Source organism: Rothia sp. HMSC065C12, assembly GCF_001812085.1.
GTDB lineage: Bacteria > Actinomycetota > Actinomycetes > Actinomycetales > Micrococcaceae > Rothia > Rothia mucilaginosa.
The window spans coordinates 93,004-111,741 of the sequence record NZ_KV807673.1 but is presented as its reverse complement, the minus strand read 5'-3'; the positions used below and the strand labels follow the sequence as shown (position 1 = coordinate 111,741).

The 18,738-nt window shown below is 61.5% G+C and carries 12 protein-coding genes; 6 read left to right on the top strand and 6 right to left on the bottom strand.

Annotated features, from left to right (window positions below; translation table 11 throughout):
• Positions 1 to 14 precede the first annotated feature (14 nt).
• On the top strand, positions 15 to 1,106 hold the full coding sequence (locus HMPREF2836_RS02845) for an S-(hydroxymethyl)mycothiol dehydrogenase (RefSeq protein WP_070629402.1): 1,092 nt from the start codon (positions 15 to 17) through the stop codon (positions 1,104 to 1,106).
• Positions 1,107 to 1,115: 9 nt separating this feature from the next.
• Positions 1,116 to 1,763 carry an MBL fold metallo-hydrolase gene (locus HMPREF2836_RS02840; protein ID WP_005508635.1) on the top strand — a complete coding sequence of 216 codons (648 nt, stop codon included), beginning with the start codon at positions 1,116 to 1,118 and terminating at the stop codon, positions 1,761 to 1,763.
• A gap of 134 nt (positions 1,764 to 1,897) precedes the next feature.
• On the opposite strand, the gene HMPREF2836_RS02835 is transcribed toward HMPREF2836_RS02840, so the two are convergent.
• From HMPREF2836_RS02835 to HMPREF2836_RS02825, 3 genes are all read right to left on the bottom strand, one after another.
• On the bottom strand, positions 1,898 to 3,487 hold the full coding sequence (locus HMPREF2836_RS02835; RefSeq protein ID WP_246822806.1) for an MFS transporter: 1,590 nt from the start codon (positions 3,485 to 3,487) through the stop codon (positions 1,898 to 1,900).
• 65 nt (positions 3,488 to 3,552) lie between these two features.
• Positions 3,553 to 6,801 carry an AAA family ATPase gene (locus HMPREF2836_RS02830; RefSeq protein WP_070629401.1) on the bottom strand — a complete coding sequence of 1,083 codons (3,249 nt, stop codon included), beginning with the start codon at positions 6,799 to 6,801 and terminating at the stop codon, positions 3,553 to 3,555.
• On the bottom strand, positions 6,798 to 7,994 hold the full coding sequence (locus HMPREF2836_RS02825) for an exonuclease SbcCD subunit D (RefSeq protein ID WP_070629400.1): 1,197 nt from the start codon (positions 7,992 to 7,994) through the stop codon (positions 6,798 to 6,800). Before HMPREF2836_RS02825 ends, HMPREF2836_RS02830 begins: the two co-directional genes overlap by 4 nt.
• A 383-nt stretch (positions 7,995 to 8,377) precedes the next feature.
• On the opposite strand from HMPREF2836_RS02825, the gene HMPREF2836_RS02820 reads away from it, so the two are divergent.
• Positions 8,378 to 9,523, top strand: a complete 1,146-nt coding sequence (locus HMPREF2836_RS02820; protein WP_070629399.1) for an ADP-ribosylglycohydrolase family protein — start codon at positions 8,378 to 8,380, stop codon at positions 9,521 to 9,523.
• A gap of 352 nt (positions 9,524 to 9,875) precedes the next feature.
• Here the strand turns inward: HMPREF2836_RS02820 and HMPREF2836_RS02815 are convergent, their stop codons facing one another.
• From HMPREF2836_RS02815 to HMPREF2836_RS02805, 3 genes are all read right to left on the bottom strand, one after another.
• Positions 9,876 to 11,246 carry an RNA polymerase sigma factor gene (locus tag HMPREF2836_RS02815; RefSeq protein WP_070629398.1) on the bottom strand — a complete coding sequence of 457 codons (1,371 nt, stop codon included), beginning with the start codon at positions 11,244 to 11,246 and terminating at the stop codon, positions 9,876 to 9,878.
• Positions 11,247 to 11,645: 399 nt separating this feature from the next.
• Positions 11,646 to 13,544 (bottom strand): metal-dependent hydrolase, encoded by a 1,899-nt coding sequence (locus HMPREF2836_RS02810; protein ID WP_070629397.1) that lies wholly within the window; start codon positions 13,542 to 13,544, stop codon positions 11,646 to 11,648.
• 229 nt (positions 13,545 to 13,773) lie between these two features.
• Complete coding sequence (locus tag HMPREF2836_RS02805) at positions 13,774 to 14,679, bottom strand: PAC2 family protein (RefSeq protein WP_005505492.1); 906 nt, start codon at positions 14,677 to 14,679, stop codon at positions 13,774 to 13,776.
• 437 nt (positions 14,680 to 15,116) lie between these two features.
• Here HMPREF2836_RS02805 and HMPREF2836_RS02800 point away from each other — a divergent pair, with 437 nt between their 5' ends.
• From HMPREF2836_RS02800 to HMPREF2836_RS09515, 3 genes are all read left to right on the top strand, one after another.
• Complete coding sequence (locus HMPREF2836_RS02800) at positions 15,117 to 16,613, top strand: leucyl aminopeptidase (protein ID WP_070614962.1); 1,497 nt, start codon at positions 15,117 to 15,119, stop codon at positions 16,611 to 16,613.
• Between the two features lie 414 nt (positions 16,614 to 17,027).
• Positions 17,028 to 18,413 (top strand): dihydrolipoyl dehydrogenase, encoded by a 1,386-nt coding sequence (lpdA, locus tag HMPREF2836_RS02795; RefSeq protein WP_044145795.1) that lies wholly within the window; start codon positions 17,028 to 17,030, stop codon positions 18,411 to 18,413.
• 191 nt (positions 18,414 to 18,604) lie between these two features.
• Positions 18,605 to 18,738 (top strand): biotin/lipoyl-containing protein (locus HMPREF2836_RS09515; RefSeq protein WP_304009770.1); only part of this gene is annotated, 134 nt, incomplete at its 3' end.

Below are 18,738 nucleotides of genomic sequence, written 5' to 3'. Positions count from 1 at the left end.
AGCAAAGGAGCACCATGCACAAGGTTAAGGCTGTCGTAGCCCTCTCCCAGGACGCGCCCGTCACCGTCACCACCATCAACGTACCCGACCCCGGCAAGGGAGAAGCACTCGTCAAGGTCCTCACCTGCGGTGTCTGCCAGACCGACCACCACTACGTCACCGGCGGCGTCGGCCAGGACTTCCCCTACCTGCTCGGCCACGAGTCCGCAGGTATCGTTGAGGCTGTCGGCGATGACGTCACCGACATCGCCCCCGGCGACCTGGTCATCCTCAACTGGCGTGCAGTCTGCGGCGAATGCCGCGCATGCCGCAAGGGCCAGCCGCAGTACTGCTTCGCAACCCACAACGCCGCCCAGAAGATGACCCTCGAGGACGGCACCGAGCTCACCCCCGCACTGGGTATCGGCTCCTTCGCTGAGAAGACCCTCGTCGCAGCTGGCCAGTGCACCAAGATCACCGCTGACATCAGCCCCGAACAGTACGCAGCCATCGGTCTGCTCGGCTGCGGCGTCACCGCAGGTCTGGGCGCTGTTCTGAACACCGGTGAGCTCAAGCGCGGCGAGTCCGTGGCAGTCATCGGCTGCGGCGGCGTCGGCACCGCAGCAATCGCGGGCGCACAGCTCGGTGGCGCAACCACCATCATCGCCGTCGACATCGACGAGGATAAGCTGGCACGCGCACGCGAACACGGCGCAACCCACACCGTGAACTCCTCCAAGGTCGACCCCGTCGAAGCCATCAAGGAACTCACCGGCGGCTTCGGTGCAGACCTCGTCATCGACGCTGTCGGCATCGCCCCCACCTTCAAGCAGGCATTCGAAGCACGCGACCTGGCTGGCCGCGTCGTCCTCGTCGGCGTGCCCGCACCCGGCACCACCTGGGACATCCCGCTGGATGAGGTGTTCGGCCGCGGCGGCTCCATCAAGAGCGCATGGTACGGCGACACCCTGCCCTCCCGCGACTTCCCCGAATTCGTGGACCAGTACCTGCTCGGCCGCCTCGACCTGGACGGCTTCGTCTCCGAGCGCATCCGCCTCGAAGACGTCAACGAAGCATTCGAAACCATGAAGACCGGCCGCGTGCTGCGCTCGGTCGTGGAACTCTAGGAGCGTAGCGTGAGCGAACGTATTGAACGAGTCGTCACCTCCGGCACCTTCTCGCTGGACGGCGGCTGCTGGGACGTCGACAACAACGTCTGGATCATCGGCAATGACTCCTCCGTGATCATCATTGACCCCGCCCACGACGTCGACAAGATCTCCCGCACCGTTGCAGGCCGCACCGTGGAGAAGATTCTGCTGACCCACGCCCACGACGACCACATCCGCAGCGCCAAGGAGGCGGCAGAACGCTTCGGCGCACCCGTCTACCTGAACCCCGCGGACCGTGTGCTCTGGGAAATGGTGTACCCCTCCTGGGACTTCGATCACGAACTCGCTGACGGCGACGTACTGCGCATCGGCGACACCGAACTGAAGGTCCTCGCGACCCCCGGCCACTCCCCCGGCTCCGTGTGCTTCTACGCACCCACCCTCAGCTGGGAGAACAGCGAAGGCGTCGTCTTCTCCGGCGACACCCTCTTCAACGGCGGCCCCGGCGCAACCGGACGCTCCTACAGCGACTTCGACACCATCATCGAGTCGATCTCGACCCGCCTGCTGACCCTGCCCGAGTCCACCGCGGTCCTCACCGGCCACGGTGACAGCACCGGCATCGGTCTGGAAGCACCCGAGCTTCCGGCATGGATTAAGCGCGGTCACTAAACCGGCAGCCTCACGCTGAGGCTCTCACGCTGAGGTTCTCAGGCCGAGGCTCACCACAAACCGAGCACGGTACACAAAAGGCGGATGCCCCACCACCTGCAGAAGGTGGCGGGGCATCCGCCTTTAAACATGCGCTAACGACGTTCCAACTGATCCCAAGGAGTCAGCTGCTCCTCATGCTCCTCACGCCACAGGTAGCCGTACAAATGACCCAACGCAAAATACAGAGTCGCAATAATCACCGGAACCATAAACGCATTACGGTAATACGGGGCGTCGCCCATATAGCCGCCCCACATACTACCCAGCGCAAGCCCAATACCCAGCATCGAGCGGGTAAAGAAGCTCGCCTGCGCATCAGGAATATGCTTGAGCGAACGGTTCAGCCACAGCTCATGGCCACCAAACGCCACGCCCAGCACCGCGCCGCACAGCGCCAACGCATAGAAAATCGTGGACGTATCATCGCTCGCCGGCAAGTACAGCGCCGCCATAATCAGCAGAACACCGCTCACCAGCCAGCCATGCCACGGGTTCACCGAACGGCCACCCAAAACCACGGGGAAAGCCACCACCACGAGCGCACCGGTACCGGTCGCAACCATCGCCATGAACAGGTTCATCGAACCGTGAATCAGCGAGAAACCCAGCAGACCAGAACCAACCGAACCCATGCACGCACCCAGCAGCACCAGACCAAGAATCAGCACCACCGTCTGACGGCTCGGACGCACGAGATTCTGCGGCGGAGCCATGCGAATACGCGAAATATCCGGTAGCCACCTCGGCGCCGCCAGCACCACGACGAACAGTAGCGCATCCAGAATAATCGTGATCCAGAAGCCCGCGTACTCATTATTCGGGGTGATGTACGCATCGCCCAGCCACACCAGCAGAGCAGCCAGCGGATGCATCGACATGTTCGCCGTGGTACCCCACGACACCGCAGTCGACAAGCGAATATCGCTGTACTGATAGTTACGGCGATACAGCGACTCAAGAGCGAACGGAGTCCACGGCGGAGTCGTGAAACCCATCGCCACACACGAGAGCGCATGGTAGGTCGTACTCACATTATTCGGGTCAACCGTTAGACGCCAACCAATCACCAGCATGTTCAGCACCGCAGCGATATTCAGAATCGACGTAATCGCCAGCAACGACCGCAAACCCAGAGCACGCACCAGCATCGGGCCGAGCATAATCTGCACCGAATACGCGCCAGTAAACGCCGCCACCGCGTAGCCGCCATCATGCACGCTACCCAGGTGGCTCGCCAACAGAATATACAGCGCAAACGCCGAAGAAGCCGCCGGAATGTGGAACAGAATCGTCAACACATTACGGGCAAAACCCTCAGCACGAAGCACCGCATACAGGTGACGACGCTGCTCCTTACCGTTGCGCAGGAACAACGCCCAATGCTGACGCAAAATGTCCGGCACCGACGCGTTCGTATTAATCTCATCCGCAGCCGGAATCGGGCGAGGCGGCAACTCCTGCAACACGTGCTCGTTGTTGCGCACCACATCCGTCAGGGAGGTGCCCGGAACCGTCGGAATGCCCGTTCCCGAAGCACGCATTTTATTCAGCGCATCGGAGGCGGGTGCCACCTTCATGGTGCGCGGAGGAACCTCCGGCGCGGATGCGCCAGTACGCGCATCAGCCGAAGGTTCCACACGATACGTTGAATTCGGTGCCCTGTCCTGAGGTGTCGAGGTCATCATCTCTTTCACGAATAAGCCGCCGGACATGCCATAACAGCAGCCCGGAAGCGAATTTATGCCTACTAGGAGTTTACCCTCACCGACGAGCCGTTCTGACCCTTTTCCACCACAATCTGCGCTGGAATACGGTTCTTCATCTCCTCCACATGCGAAATCAGGCCAATAGTGCGGCCGCTATCACGCAGAGATTCAATCGTACCCATCACCATGTCCAGAGTTTCAGCGTCCAACGTGCCGAAGCCCTCATCAATGAACAGGGTGTCCAGCTCGATGCCGCCGTTATTCGCCTGTACGACCTCCGCCAGACCTAACGCCAACGACAGCGACGCCAAGAACGACTCGCCGCCGGACAGCGACGACGCCTCACGCGGCTCGCCCGTCCAGGTGTCAGTAATCTCCAGGTTCAGGCCACCGCCGGAACGGCTACCCTTCGCACGGTGATCGCTGAACACCATGCCGTAGCGACCCTCACTCATACGGTCCAGGTGCAGTGACGCCGAGTGCAGAATCCGCTCGAACTCGGCACCCAGCACATAGCTGACCAGGTCAACCTGATGCTCATAACCGCCCAGGGTGTCACCGCGGGCAGCCGCCGCCAAGTTAGCCAACATCTGCGCACGATCATAACGCTGCGCCGTCTGCGCACGGAACGCCGCATACTCGCCACGCAGTGCCTGCAGGGAACGCAGCAGGCTCTCCCGCTCACCCTCACGAAGAGTCAAACGGTGAACCGCCGCGCGCAACTGCTCACCCTGCTCACGCACGCCCTGCAGGTCATCCGGTGCCTGCTCACCAGCGGCAACACGGGCCGCCACCGCAACAATTGCCTCACGGCCAAAGCCCTCAAGGAGGCGGGCATGCTCCAGCTCGTACGCGGCAACAGCCTGTTCCAGGGCGTCGACGCGCTCAGGGGTGCGGACCGCCGCCTGCACCAGCTCAGCACTCTCACACGCAGACTCGCCCAACAGGCGCTGCGCCTGCGCCGCCGCCAGAGCATGACGCTCACGCGCCTGCCCCAACAGCAACACCGCACGAGCAAGACGCTGATGCGCCGCACGGTAGCCCTCCACAGCCTCAACACGCTGCGCAAAACCCACCGCCGCACGAGCAGGCGCCAAATCAGCCGCGGTAGCCTCACAGCGCGTCGTAGCGTCACGGTGACGCGTCTGAGCTTCCACCGCCGCGCCCTCGATGGTGCGTAGCGCCTCCTGAGCCTTCTGCAGCTCAACCCGCACCCGCTCAACCTTCGCCAGCACGCCGTCACGCGCCGTCACGCGCGACTGAGCCTGCGCGAGGCGGGTCTGCGCCTGCTGCAGCTGCGCGGCAGTCTGCTCAACATCACACTCGCCCTGGGCAGCCAGAGTCTCGTACTGGGTGCGGGCGGCGGCAAGCGCCTCGGAGGCTTCCTGGTGCGCCTTGGTCGCCCGGTCCTTAGCCAGTTCGTGGGTGCGCGCCTGCTTGTGCGCCTTGTCTTCACGCTCCTTGGCGGCGTCCAGGTCGGCGCGCTCAACCAACTGCTCGCCCTCGGCAATCTGCGCGGGGGCGGGGTGCTCGACCGAGCCGCAGACCGCGCAGGGTTCGCCGTCCTTGAGCTCACGCGCCAGCAGCGAGGACGCCTGGGCGAGGCGCAGCACCTGCAGGTTCTTGAACTCCTCCGTGGCGGCGAGCGCCTGCTGAGCCGAGGCCTGCCATTTTTCCTGCGCCTTCTGCTCGGCGGTGGCGGTGCGCTTGTTCTGCTTCTCAGCCTCAGCAACCGCTGCGGAGGCGGCATCGAGCTTCTGCTGCATCTGCTGAGCGGCGTCGTGCTTCTGCTGCGCCTCGGTGACCAGGTGCGCGGCGAGGGTACGCTCCTCGTCGGCGGTGCTGTAGCCGGCGAGTTCTTCGGCAAGCTGCTCGGCGGCGGCGGTCAGGTCGCTCAGGGTCTTTTCGGCACGCGCCTTGTCCTGTTCGAGGGCATTAGCCTGCTTCAGCAGGGCGGCAACGGCGGCTTCCTCGTCGGTAAGCTGTGCGTCCTTCTTCTGCAGGGCGCGCAGGGTGTCGAGGAGCGCTTCGAGCTGGGTTTCCTGCTCGGCGGGTTCGAGATCCGGGAGCGCGGCGAAGGTCGTCTCTTCGGGGAAGGTGACGTCTGCTGAGGTTTCCTCATCGCGGAGCGCCGCAAGCAGGGCGCGACCGTTTTCCTCAAGCGCGGAAGCACACGCCGAATGTTCCTGTTCTCGGGCGGCGAGCGCCTGCGATTCGGCTTGGACCTGCGCGTACTGTGCGTGCAGGGGCGCCGCGGCACGCGCCTGCGCCAGCTCTTCACGCTGCGCCTTGTGCTCGTCGGCGCGTTCGGTCAGGCGGGTGCGGCGCTCGCAGAGCTGCTCGTATTCGCGCCAGTCGGCCTGTAGCTGGGCGCGTTCGGCGAGTAGGCGGGTGTTCCGGTCGGCTTCGTCGGTGAGGCGCTGCTGTTCCTGCTTTTCGCGCGTGGAGGTTTCGCGGGCGCGCGCTATCCCAACGGCGATCCATGTGTCGAGGGTTTCGGCGGTGACACTCTCAGCGGTGAGCTGTTCGGAAGTCTCCTCCCCTGCAGCCTCTTCAGCGTCCGGGTCTGCAGCGTCCAGTAGCGCCTGCAGGGCGAGCATTTCTGCGCGGGCACGTTCGAGGTAGCCGCGCTGGGTGTTTTCGTCCTGGGCGACTTCCTGCTGGGCGGTTTTCGCTTCCTCGGTGAGTGCGGCGAAGAGCTGTTCGTAGTGTTCGACGGGGAACATCTTTTTGAGCAGTTCTTTGCGTTCTTTGGGCTTGGACTTGAGGAATTGCGCGAACTGACCCTGCGGCAGGAGTACGACCTTGAGGAATTGTTCTTTGGTCAGGTGGGTGCGTTCGGCGATGGTGCGGTTGACTTCGGCGACGCTGCTGGAGATGGGCGTCCATGCCTTTTCGTCGGAGGGGTCGGCGCCGGGTGCGAGTTCGGCGAGGGTGGCTTTGGCGCTTTCTTCGCGCATCTGGCCTTTGCGGGCGCCGCGGGTGATGGGCTTGTTGTAGGCGGGGGTGCGGTCGATGCGCAGGCGCTTGCCGTGGAGGGTCACGTCGAGTAGCACGCGCGGTTTGGTGCCGCTGTGTGCCGCGTAAGTGGAGTGCAGTTTGGCGGATTCGCGGTCGCTGCTGGTTTCGCCGTAGAGGGCGTAGCAGATGGCGTCAAGGATGGTGGTTTTACCGGCGCCGGTGGGGCCGTTGAGCAGGAATACGCCGGCGTTGTTGAGGGCGTCGAAGTTGATTTCTTGGCGCTTGGGGTATGCCATGAAGGCTTCGAATTCGAGGTTGTGCAGGATCATGCGTTGTCCTTGTGGCTTTTGATGTGGTCACTGAGGGTGGTGATGACGTTGCGTTCTTCGCTGGTGAGGGGGCGGTTGCGTACGTATTGGTGGAATTGGTCGAAGGTTTCGACGGGGTCGGCGTCGCGGGTGAGGGGTGCGGCGGCGGGTTTGTCAGTGGCGGGTTGGGTGCTGCGGTAGCTGAAGTGGGAGATGGTTTCGTAGCGGCTGCGCAGGCGGTCGACGGCGCCGACGGGTAGGGTTTCGTCGGTGAGTTCGATGCGGCAGTAGTAGCCCTGCTCGTAGGGGCTGTTTTCTGGGTCGTTGAGTAGCTGCTCCATGGTGCCGCGCAAGGTTTTCATGTGCACGCGGGTTGCCCATTCGTGGCTGCTGATGGTGGGTTCTTCGCCGGGGTTGAGTTCGATGAGGTAGGCGCCGTTGCGGTTGTGTTCTTCGCTGAATGAGAAGCCGAGGGGTGAGCCGCTGTACCGGATGGTGGGGGTGACGGGGTACCGCTTGTGGATGTGGCCGAGGGCTACGTAGTCGAAGCCGTCGAAGAGGGAGGCGGGTACCCAGTCGATGCCGCCGACGCTGATGTCGCGTTCGGAGTCGCTACGGGGTGTGGTGTCTGCGCTGCCGGCAATGTCACTGCCGGTGGTGTCGCTGACGGTTGCGTGGCTCATGACGATGATGCGGTCGGCGCCTTCGCCGCGGGCGCGTCGTTCTGCGGCGTCGGCGCGGATGGCGTTGGTGACGGCGCCGAGGACTGCCTGGTGGGTGGGTTCTACGCCGAGGGCGGTGGCGTGGAGGCGCGGCGCGAGGTAGGGGATGGCGTAGACGTGTACGCGCAAGGTACCGTCGGTGAGTTCGACGGGGCGGGTGGCGTCTTCGAGGCTGGTGCGCAGGTGCACGCCGGAGGCTTCGAAGAAGGCGGCGCCGTAGCTGAGGCGACGGAAGGAGTCGTGGTTGCCGGAGCTGAGGATGACGTGCACGCCGGCGCGCATGAGGCGGGTGAGTGCCTGGTCGAGCAGGGTGGTGCTTTCGGCGGTGGGGATGGTGCTGTCGTAGACGTCGCCGCTGATGAGGAGGGTGTCGATACCTTCGGCGTGCACGTAGTTGAGCAGTTCGTCGATGAACTGCTGGTGTTCGCGGGTGAGGGGGCTGCGGTGGAAGGTGCGGCCGAGGTGCCAGTCGGAGGTGTGCAGAATCTTCATGGTTTCAGTATGGCATTGCGTCTTATTTTGCGCCTCACAGTTCGTCATTTAGGGCGTAGGCACTCACGCGGAGCGGGGGCTCCGTCCTCAAGGCGCCCCCAGGCGCTGAAGAGGGGACACTCCCCCGCGAGCGTGAGTGCAAAGCCCTCTTTGTCTAGGCCCCTTACAGTCCCGGCGAGGACGAGTAGCCAAACCACCGCGGCGTAGGTGCTCATGCGGAGCGGGGGCTCCGTCCTCGAAGCGCCCCCAGGCGCTGAAGAGGGGGCACTCCCCCGCGAGCGTGAGCACGAAGCCGCCCGGTACATCCTCCCCCGCACATCCTGAGTACAAAGCCGCCCGATACATCCCCCACGCATCCTAACCACCCGTGGGATAATCGCCCTATGAGTTTTTCTTCTGTTGAGTTCACGCGTGCGCCTGAGGTTTCGGCTGAGTTTGCGAGCAGGGTGCGCGGCCTGTTGTGTGCGTCTGCGTTGGGTGATGCGCTGGGTTATCCGTTGGAGTTGTTGTCGGCTGAGCAGATTGCGGAGCGTACCCCTAAGCCGTGGGATTCGGCGTTTGGTGAGCTGCTAATCAGTGATGATACGCAGCTGACCTGCTTCACTCTGGATGGCCTGACGGAGGTTTTGGAGTGGAACAATGAGGGCGCGGCGGCGGATGAGTTGGCGTGTTTGTGGTTGGCGTATTTGCGGTGGTTCCGCGGTATTGGTGATGTTCTGCCGGAGTCTGCGCCGTTTTCGTTGGATCGTGAGATTGATGGATCGGCAGAGTTGACGGCTCGTCGTGGTCCGGGTGCGGCGACGTTGCGGGCGTTGGGTTCGGGTGAGATGCAGTTGGTGTCGAAGTCGTTGAATCCTGATGCTTTGGGTAGTGGCGCGTTGGTGCGTTCGGCGGCGTTGGGTGTTTTGCCGGTGGCGCAGGAGCGTACGGTAGTTTTGTTGGCGGTGCGTGCGGCGGCATTGACGCATGGGCATCCGGAGGCGTTGGCTTCGGCGGCGGCGTATGCGTTGCTGGTTCGTGACCTGTTGGCGTCCCCGGCTGGCTCGTTTGATGCGTTGTTGGATTCTGCCCGCCGTGTGCTTGACTGGTGCGGCACGGTAGCGGCGGATGATTCGATTCCGGGTGATGCTGCGCGTACGGCTGCGGCGCTGAGCCGTGCCCTTGAGCTGCTGGAGCGCGGCGTGGTGCCGGTGCCGCAGGCTGTGGCGGAGCATTTTGGTACGGGTTGGACGGCGCCGGAGCTGTTGGGTGTGGCGTTCTGGTGCGCGGCGGATGCCATGAAGGGCCTGTCTGCTGATGCCGATGAGGCGACGGTGCGTGGTGCTCTGTTTGAGGAGTTGTGCCGTGCGGTGTCGGTGGATTCGGATTCGGATTCGGTGGGTGCGATGACGGCGGCGTTGTGGGCGGCGGCTGGTTTGCCGGTGTCTGGCGGTGAGGCTGATGCGTGGTCGCAGGCGCTGGGTCGTGTGCGCGGTTTGGATCAGGTGGAGGCGGTGGCGGACCGCTATCTGCACCAGCTGGGACTGTAGCGGCACGGTATAGCTGGCGGCGTAGCGGACATGCGTAGCGGGGGCACTCCGTCCGCAGAGCCAACCTGACATACTCAGCCTCTGTGGAACTGAACGTTGACGGCATAGCGGACATGCGTAGCGGGGGCTCCGTCCTCGAGGTGCCTCAGGCACCGATGAGGGGGCACTCCCCCGCGAGCATTGTCCGTGTGCCGGTCATACGAAACTGTGTCATGAGTATCCCCCGCGTGCCGCATATACAAACTGTTTATATACGCAGAAAAGGCTCTCCGGTATCTCGGAGAGCCTTTTCTGTATCCAGATCTGTAAAGAACAGCGCTATCTGCTTGTTACAGACAATCTATGAACTTTTTTAGTCCAGGTAGTCGCGCAGTACCTGCGAACGCGACGGGTGACGGAGCTTAGACATGGTCTTCGACTCAATCTGGCGGATGCGTTCGCGGGTCACGCCGTAGACCTTGCCGATTTCGTCGAGGGTCTTGGGCTGGCCGTCGGTCATGCCGAAGCGCATTGCGACCACGCCGGCTTCACGCTCGGAGAGGGTGTCGAGCACGGAGTGGAGCTGTTCCTGCAGAAGGGTGAAGGACACTGCGTCTGCGGGGACGACTGCCTCGGAGTCCTCGATGAGGTCACCGAATTCGGAGTCGCCGTCTTCACCTAGGGGGGTGTGCAGGGAGATGGGTTCGCGGCCGTACTTCTGGACTTCGATGACCTTTTCGGGGGTCATGTCGAGTTCCTTGCCGAGTTCTTCGGGGGTGGGTTCGCGGCCAAGGTCCTGGAGCATCTGGCGCTGCACACGGGCGAGCTTGTTGATGACTTCTACCATGTGCACGGGGATGCGGATGGTGCGGGCCTGGTCTGCCATTGCGCGGGTGATGGCCTGGCGGATCCACCAGGTTGCGTAGGTGGAGAACTTGAAGCCCTTTGAGTAGTCGAACTTTTCGACGGCGCGGATGAGGCCGAGGTTGCCTTCCTGGATGAGGTCGAGGAAGAGCATGCCGCGGCCGGTGTAGCGCTTGGCGAGGGAGACGACGAGTCGCAGGTTGGCTTCGAGCAGGTGGTTCTTGGCTCGCTTGCCGTCGTGGACGACCCAGCGCATGGCCTTTTTGAGTTCTTTGTCCATGTCGGGGTTTTCGGCGAGCTTGTGTTCGGCGTAGAGGCCTGCTTCGATGCGCATGGCGAGGTCGACTTCCTGCTGTGCGTTGAGCAGGGAGACTTTGCCAATCTGCTTGAGGTAGTCCTTGACGGGGTCGGCGGTTGCGCCGGGGGTGACGACGCGCTGTGCGGGTGCGTCGTCGTCGTCGTTTGCGGTGAGGACGAAGCCGGAACCCTTGGCTGCTACTTCTTCCGCGGCCTTCTTTTCTTCTTTTTTGGCTACGGTTTCTTCGTCTTCTTCGTCGGTTTCGTCTTCGGCGTCGGTGGTTTCGAGTTCTTCGTCGAGTCCGAGGTCGAATTCGTCGTCGTCGTTCTTTTTGCGGCGGCCGCCGGTCTTGCGCTTGGTTGCGGTTTTGGTGGTGGTTTTACGGGTGCGCTTGGGCTTGTCTGCCTCGGTTTCGACAGTAGTTTCGGCACCGGTTTCGGCGGTTGCGCCGGTGGTGTCTTCGGTTGCTGCTGCGGCTTTGGTGGTTGCCTTCTTGGTGCGGGTGGTCTTGGTGGTGGTTTTTGCGACGGTTTCTTCGGTTGCGTCGCCGGTCGCGGTCTTCTTGCTGGTTGCAGGTGCCACTAGAACCCTTTCTGGCTTGTGGTGGGGTGTTTTGTTTGCAAAACACCTAAGACCCTGTCAAGTCTGTGCTGGCGTCCTCGGTCGGGGTGTTTGCTGCTTTTGACGTGTTTAACGCTGTGGGGGCGGGTTTTATTCCGCGTGCGTTGGTCGTTTGCAGGGTTCCGTTGCTCGTTGTGTTGAGCTGTTTGAGGGCGCGTTGTAGCGCATTGACTATACGGGGTCAATATATAAGTATTGCAGATTTTTGGTTGCTTTCAACTTGACGCGCTGTTTGGGGGCTTGTGGGCCTGGTTTTGGGTGGGTGCGGCTGTGTACGGTTGTGTGTGGGAGGGGCGTGCCTGGTGGCGCGCCCCTCCCCTGTTTGTACTTCGCTTTAGGCACCGCTTTTAGGTGCCGCTTTTAGGGTTTTCGGGGTTTGAGGGTGCTGATGGGTTCGCGGTGTGTTCCGGGTTCGCCGCAGATGGTGTGTTTGATCCAGGCGGGTAGGTTGCCGGCGTTGAGGTGTACGTCGAGGATATTGAGGTCCTTTCCGGATGTGTGGCGGTGGGCTTCTTGGCGGAGCATGCGGGCGTAGGTGCTGTAGCCCTTGTACCAGTTGGTCCAGGCTTGGGTGTTGCGTAGTGCGGCATATTCTCCGTCGGTGCTGTGGGGTGTGAGCAGGCTGGTGAGTAGTTCGAGTGCGTTGAGACGTGCCCAGTGGGGGCTGTCTAGTTTTCCTTTGAGGGCGTTGAGGTAGTGGGTGTAGACGGCGTGGTGTTTGGTGAGGTATTCGCTGGTGGTGCAGCTTTCGTCGATTTGTTGTTTGAGGTTTTCGAGTTTGTTGTGGGTGTTGTGGTCTTTGGGGTGTTCCTCGAGGAGTGGGAGCAGGTCGCGGCTGATGGTGTTGAGTTCGGCTGCGCTGGCGTGGTCGGCGGGGGTGAGGTTTTCGAGTGCCCAGCCGTTGAGGTTGGCGTGCTGGTTGGTGCGGTTCTGCTGAATGGTGCGGTTCTGCTGGCTGCTGCGATTCTGTTGAATAGCGCGGTGGGTGCGGCGAATCCAGTCTTGCCATTGCACGCATTTTTCGGGCACGGCGCGTACGTGTGTCTGTTCGGTGCCGGGTGTGGCGCTGAGCGCGTGGGTGAAGCTGGCGGGGATATAGGTTTTGCGGGTGATGCGGGTACCGTAGTGGGGTGGTTCGAGCGGCACGAAGTTGGGGCTGGTGCTGGGGTATTCGCCGCCGAAGGCGTGGTAGGTGTATTGGGCGGAGTAGTGCAGGTAGGCGAGCGCTTTTTGGGCGTGGTTGAGCCCGTAGCCGGCGAGGTAGGTGAGCATTTCGGAGGTGATGGGGTTGAGGGTTGCCGGTGCGATGGAGGCACGTAGGTGCCCGGCGACTTCGGCGGGGATGAGTTCGCGGAGTGCGTCGCCAATGGTGGGCGCGTCACCGATGGTGGGGTTGCCGGCGTTATCGACCGGGTGGGTGGTGAGCAGGTGCGCGGCGGCGTTGATGGCTGCGTCCCAGTAGCAGAGGTCGACTTGGGCTTGGCGGTAGATGGTGCGGACGCCCTGGCGGGCTTCGTCGTTCCGGACGGTGTTGGTGCGGGTGTTGTCCCAGAGTTCTACGGCGTTTTCCCAGTCGTGGCGGGTTTCGGGGTTGCGGGTGGGGTCGGTGTCCCAGGGGCTGTGGGCGTAGTTGTGTTGGGCGGTGGCGGCGATGGTGTCGCCGTGGCGGGTGAGCCAGGTGTAGTAGCCGCTGTGGCGGAGTTCTTCGATGGGTGCGAGGAGGGTGAGCGTCTGCTGTTCGGGGTTGAGTGCCCAGATGCTGGCGCCGCCTGCGTAGATGACGTCTTCGCAGCGTAGTTCGCTGACGATGCGCGGGTCGTGGAGCAGGTGGAGCCAGGTGTTGATGTTGATCTGGGTTTCGAGGTCGTTATGGATTTCGTCGAGGGTGGCGAGCTGTGCGGTGTTGGGGTTGAGCTGGCGTTGGCGTACGGTGTTGTCGCCGTCGATGATGATGGCGTAGAAGCGGGTGAGGGTCTCGCCGTTGTGGCAGGTGGGGAGTTTGGTGAAGGTTTCGTGGAGGAAGTCGGCGCGTTCGGGCAGGGTGCAGGGTTCGTCGGGTAGGTTGACGCGCAGGCTGGGGCCGAGGGTGTTGTCGGTTGCGGTGAGGATGATGAGTGAGTGGTCGGGCCAGTAGCCGTGCTGGTGGAGGGCGCAGCTGAGCACGTCGTATTCGTTGCGGATGGGCGGGGGCGTGTCGTAGCCGCTGTTGGGGATATTGCCGTTGGAGATGTTGCCATTGGGGATATTATTTGCGTTCATGCCTTCACGGTGGCATGGTTTGCGCGGGTGCTCAGGTTAAACGAATAAATCTGTGGATACTTCGGTTCATGTGTCCGAAGGTTCCACAGATTTATTCGTATTGTTCGTTTGTTTACCGGGGTTTGTCCACAGCGGCGCGGGGTGCCGCGTCATAATTTGTCACGCAATATCTGTCAGGCACTATCTGTCACGCACTATCTGACGGGCGGTATCCCCTACTGCGCACGCTTTACTGTTCGTCGAGGAACCGCTCGAAGAGCGCACCAATCTCGTCGCGGCTGGGCACGTTGTGCGCGTCGCGTCGCGAGAGGGGAACCGCAATGTCGGAGGTGCGGAAGTTCTCGTCGTAGTTCTCTTCCATAGTCGTAATCATGCGACCAATTTCGGGGTTCTGCTTGACCTGATCGTTGATCTGGCTGTGCACGTGGCGTGCGGCTTCACGCAGGTTCTCGGTGGGTAGCGAGAGGTGCGCCGCCATGCCCACATGTTCGAGGGCGGTGAGGGTGCCCTGCGGCAGGTCCGCCTCCGAAATGTACTGGGGAATGTTCACGCCAAAGCCGACGGTGTCGATTCCGTTTTCGGTGAAGAGCACTTCCAGCAGGTTGGTGACGGTTGCGTGCACGTCCGCGCTGGGCTTCCACGGGGAGATGCCGCGAATCAGGTCCTTGCGGGAGCCGTGCGCAGTAATCGGGAAGGGGCGGGTGTGCGGCACCGGCATGGGGAATGCGGAGACCAGCACTACTAGGGAGGGCTTGACCCGCTGGGCGATGGTCAGCACCGCCTTTTCGAAGCGCTGCCACTGCAGGTCCGGTTCAGCGCCGGTGAGTAGCAGGAACGGCTTGTCGAGGCTGTCTTCTACGGCGTAGAGCTTCAGCTGCGGGTATTGCGGCTTTTCGAAGTGGTCTTTTTCGTAGCGGATGTAGGGGCGGCGGGCGCGATAGTCGTGCAGCTGGTCGCTGTCGAACTCGACGATTTCAATGTTTTTGAGCTCGCTGAGCAACACCTGCCCGAGCTGACCTGCGGTGGAACCTGCGTCTTGCGGGCTGGAGAGGGCGATGACGAGGGTTAGCCCGTGCATCCTGGGGTCGTCCAATATTTTGGTGTTGGCTAAGTAGAGATCTTCGGGGTTGAGCATTACGCCTCCTCACTTCTGTCTGGTTCGCGTCGCGTTCGGGTGGGCTTAGTGTTTTCTGCCGGTACCCGAGGTGTTGGGGCGAAGGGGCGTCTTCTGTTATCTGACGCTTTCCGTAGTCTTTCATTTTATGCCACTACTGCCCTGTCTCGACAGTGTGCGGGCTTTTCTCGCAGTAGGTGAACTTGTTTGGTGTCTCGTCGACGTTCTTAAGACGCTACAGCTCGGCTTCTTGTGTGTTTTTCTGCCCCGCAAGCTGTTTGGGGGGGGTGAGAGCTGAACCTCACGCCCTCTTACATATCCGTGTAGAGTAGAAGCAGTAGTCCGCGCGGCTTTGCGCGGCGGTATTCATCCTCACTCTTCGAGGGCCTACAGTTGAGTTTTTCGGGCGCGAGGATGTGCCCCGGCTATTTTGAGAAGACATACGCAAAGGAGTAACGATGTCTCTGTCTCTGTCTATTCACAGCACCGACCTTGAAGCGCTCGAAGCTGACGTTCTGGTTCTGGGCGTTTTGAAGGGTTCGGACGGTGCGTACCTGGCGCCGAGCTCCCTGTCTGAGGACTCTGTTGAGGGTATTAACGAGCTGCTGGAGGCGCTGGGCGCCTCGGGTGCCCCCGATCAGCTGCTGCGTCTGCCCGGCCTTGAGGACACCGGTGCCGGCATTGTGGCGCTGGCAGGTCTGGGCTCTGATACTGCTGAGGGTCAGGAGCGTCTGGACGCTCTGCGTTACGCGGCTGGTTCTGCGGCTCGTCAGCTGGTTGGTTCTGCTGAGGAGATTGCTTTCGATTTCGGTGTTTCTTCGGTAGAGGAAATTGAGGCTATTGCTCACGGCGCCGTGCTGGGTAACTTCGTTGAGGAGGGCCTGCGCGGCAAGACTCAGGACTCGATTAAGGAAGAGATCGATTCCATTCTGATTGTTTCCTCGATTGACCAGGAAGAGGCTGAGGAGGCTCTGGTTCACGCCCTGGTTCTGGGTGAGACCGCTAAGGATGCTCGCCGCCTGGTGAACCTGCCTCCGTCGCACCTGTACCCGGAGACTTTCGCTGAGTTCGCTGCTGAGGTCGCTGAGGATTACGCAAATATTGAGATTGAGCTGTTCCACCACGATCGCCTGGCTGAGGAGGGCTTCGGCGGCATTTCCGGTGTTGGTCAGGGTTCGCCTCGCAAGCCGGTTCTTGCCGTTGTGAAGTACACCCCGGAGAACCCGAAGGCTCACGTTGCTCTGGTCGGTAAGGGCATTACTTTCGATACCGGTGGTAACTCGCTGAAGCCTGCCGCTTCGATGATGACCATGAAGTGCGATATGGCGGGTGCCGCATCCGTTCTGAACGCTGTGCTTGCTTCTGCTGAACTGGACGTTCCGGTTGCTGTGACCGGTTACCTGTGCCTGGCTGAGAACATGCCCGGCGGTCACGCTCTGCGCCCGGAGGACGTCATCACCATGCGTGATGGTCGTACCGTTGAGGTTCTGAACACTGACGCTGAGGGCCGCCTGGTCATGGCTGATGGTATCGCTCTGGCTTCTGAGTCGAACCCGGACGTCATCTTGGATATCGCTACCCTGACCGGTGCCGCTATGGCTGCTCTGGGTCTGCGCACTGCGGCTCTGCTCGGTGACGAGGAGATTCGTGACCGCGTGATTGCTGCCGGTGCTGCTGCGGGTGAGTCTTACTGGCCGATGCCGCTGGAGTCCTACCTGCGTAAGAGCCTGGAGTCCCCCGTTGCTGATATTAAGAACATTGGTTCCCGCTACGGTGGCGCCCTGACTGCGGGCCTGTTCTTGAAGGAGTTCGTGGGCGAGGGCATCCCTTGGGCTCACCTGGACATTGCGGGCCCCGCGTTCAACGAAGAGGCTCCCTACGGCTTCACCCCGAAGGAGGGTACCGGCTTCGGTACCGCTACCCTGGTGAACTTCATCCAGTCCTACGCTAAGTAGTCTGCTTCGCTGGGCGCGCGCCCTAACTGGCGCATCCTAGCTGATGCGAGCCGCACAGCATAGAGCTGATCAGAGGAGGACTTTCCGGTATTTCTACCGGGGAGCCCTCCTCTGCGTCTTTTTCTTGACGCATTCTATGCCCCCCATTGTGGTGATGCTGTCATCGGGCTGTTCTATGACGCGCCACTTTTCTTGCGTGGTGAAAAATTTGGGGTGTTTGGGCGATTAATCGGCTAAAACCGCCCTGAGTGAACTTAAACGACCTTCAACGGGGGTATTGTTGTATTAAGTGTTTTTCTGCGTACGCGGAGGGGCGCGCGATTTTTTGTAAGTCGCGGGCCTTTCGCGCATGCTGGGAAACCTACCAATAAATTGGTAAAGAACTCATTGCAGGGGTCTTTAGCCCCAACAACTATGCAAGGGAGCAATATCGTGGCTCAAGAATTCGACATCCTCATCCTCGGCGGCGGTTCCGCTGGCTACTCTGCAGCTATTCGCGCACGCCAGCTAGGCTTCACCGTCGGCCTGATCGAGAAGGAAAAGGTCGGCGGCACCTGCCTGCACACCGGCTGTATCCCCACCAAGGCGTACCTGCACGCTGCTGAGCTGGCTGAAGAGGCACGCGAGGCGTCCAAGGTTGGCGTTAACGCTGTGCTGCAGTCCATCGAAATGGGCAAGGTTCGCGATTACAAGGACGGCATCGTCTCCGGTAAGTTCAAGGGTCTTGCAGGCCTGCTGAAGATGAAGGGCGTAGAGGTTATCCCCGGCGAGGGTAAGCTCACCGCTCAGGACACCATCACCGTCGGTGGTGTTGAGTACAAGGGTAAGAACATTATCCTGGCATCCGGCTCGGTCTCCAAGACCTTCGGTCTGCCCATTGAGGGTCGCGTTCTGACCTCCACTGAGGCACTGGAGATGGACTACCTGCCCAAGAGCGCTATCGTGCTCGGCGGCGGCGTGATTGGTTGCGAGTTCGCATCCATGTGGAACGCTATGGGCGTTGACGTCACCATCATCGAGGGCCTGCCGAACCTGGTTCCCAACGAGGACCCGGCAATCATCAAGGTTCTGGAGCGCGCGTTCAAGAAGCGCGGCATCAAGTTCAACACCGGCACCCTCTTCGAGAAGGTTGAGCAGGACGCTAACGGTGCTAAGGTCACCCTGGCTGACGGCAAGGTCTTCGAGGCAGAGATCGTTCTGGTTGCTGTTGGTCGTGGCCCGAACACCGCAAACATGGGCTACGAGGAGCAGGGCATCCCCATGGATCGCGGCTTCGTCCTGGCTAACGAGCGCCTGCACACCGGCGTTGGCAACATCTACGCTGTTGGCGACATCGTCCCCGGTGTTCAGCTGGCTCACCGCGGTTACCAGCAGGGTATCTTCGTTGCAGAAGAGATCGCTGGCCTGAACCCCTCCATCGTTGAAGACGTGAACATCCCCAAGGTCACCTTCTGTGACCCGGAGATCGCTTCCGTTGGTTACTCCGAGCCCAAGGCTAAGGAGAAGTTTGGCGCTGAGAACGTTGAGACCGCTGAGTACAACCTGGCTGGTAACGGCAAGTCCGCTATCCTCGGTGCTACCGGTATCGTGAAGGTTGTCCGCCAGAAGGACGGCCCCATCGTTGGTGTTCACGCTATTGGTAAGCGCATGGGTGAGCAGATTGGTGAGGCTCAGATGTGGGTTGCTTGGGAAGCATTCCCCGAGGACGTCGCTAAGTTCATCCACGCACACCCGACTCAGAACGAGTCCCTGGGTGAGGCTGCAATGGTCCTGAACGGCACCCCGCTGCACAGCGCATAAATTTTGCTGACTGGCGTTAGCGCGTCAGCTTAGTATTGACGACCGTTGGTCGTTAGCGGTTGCCGGGCGTATCCGCTGAACAACGCCCCTATCCGGATGCGCGTCGACATGTTTCGACGCATGCGGCGCGCATCCGGGTCGCCGCTCACATTTTTCTAGTTCAAGCATTCACAAGGAGAACGGGAAAGATTATGTCCCACACCGTAGTACTGCCCGCACTGGGCGAGTCCGTGACCGAGGGTACCGTTACCCGCTGGCTCGTTGAGGTCGGCGACACCATTGAGGTTGACGCACCCCTGGTTGAGGTTTCCACCGACAAGGTTGA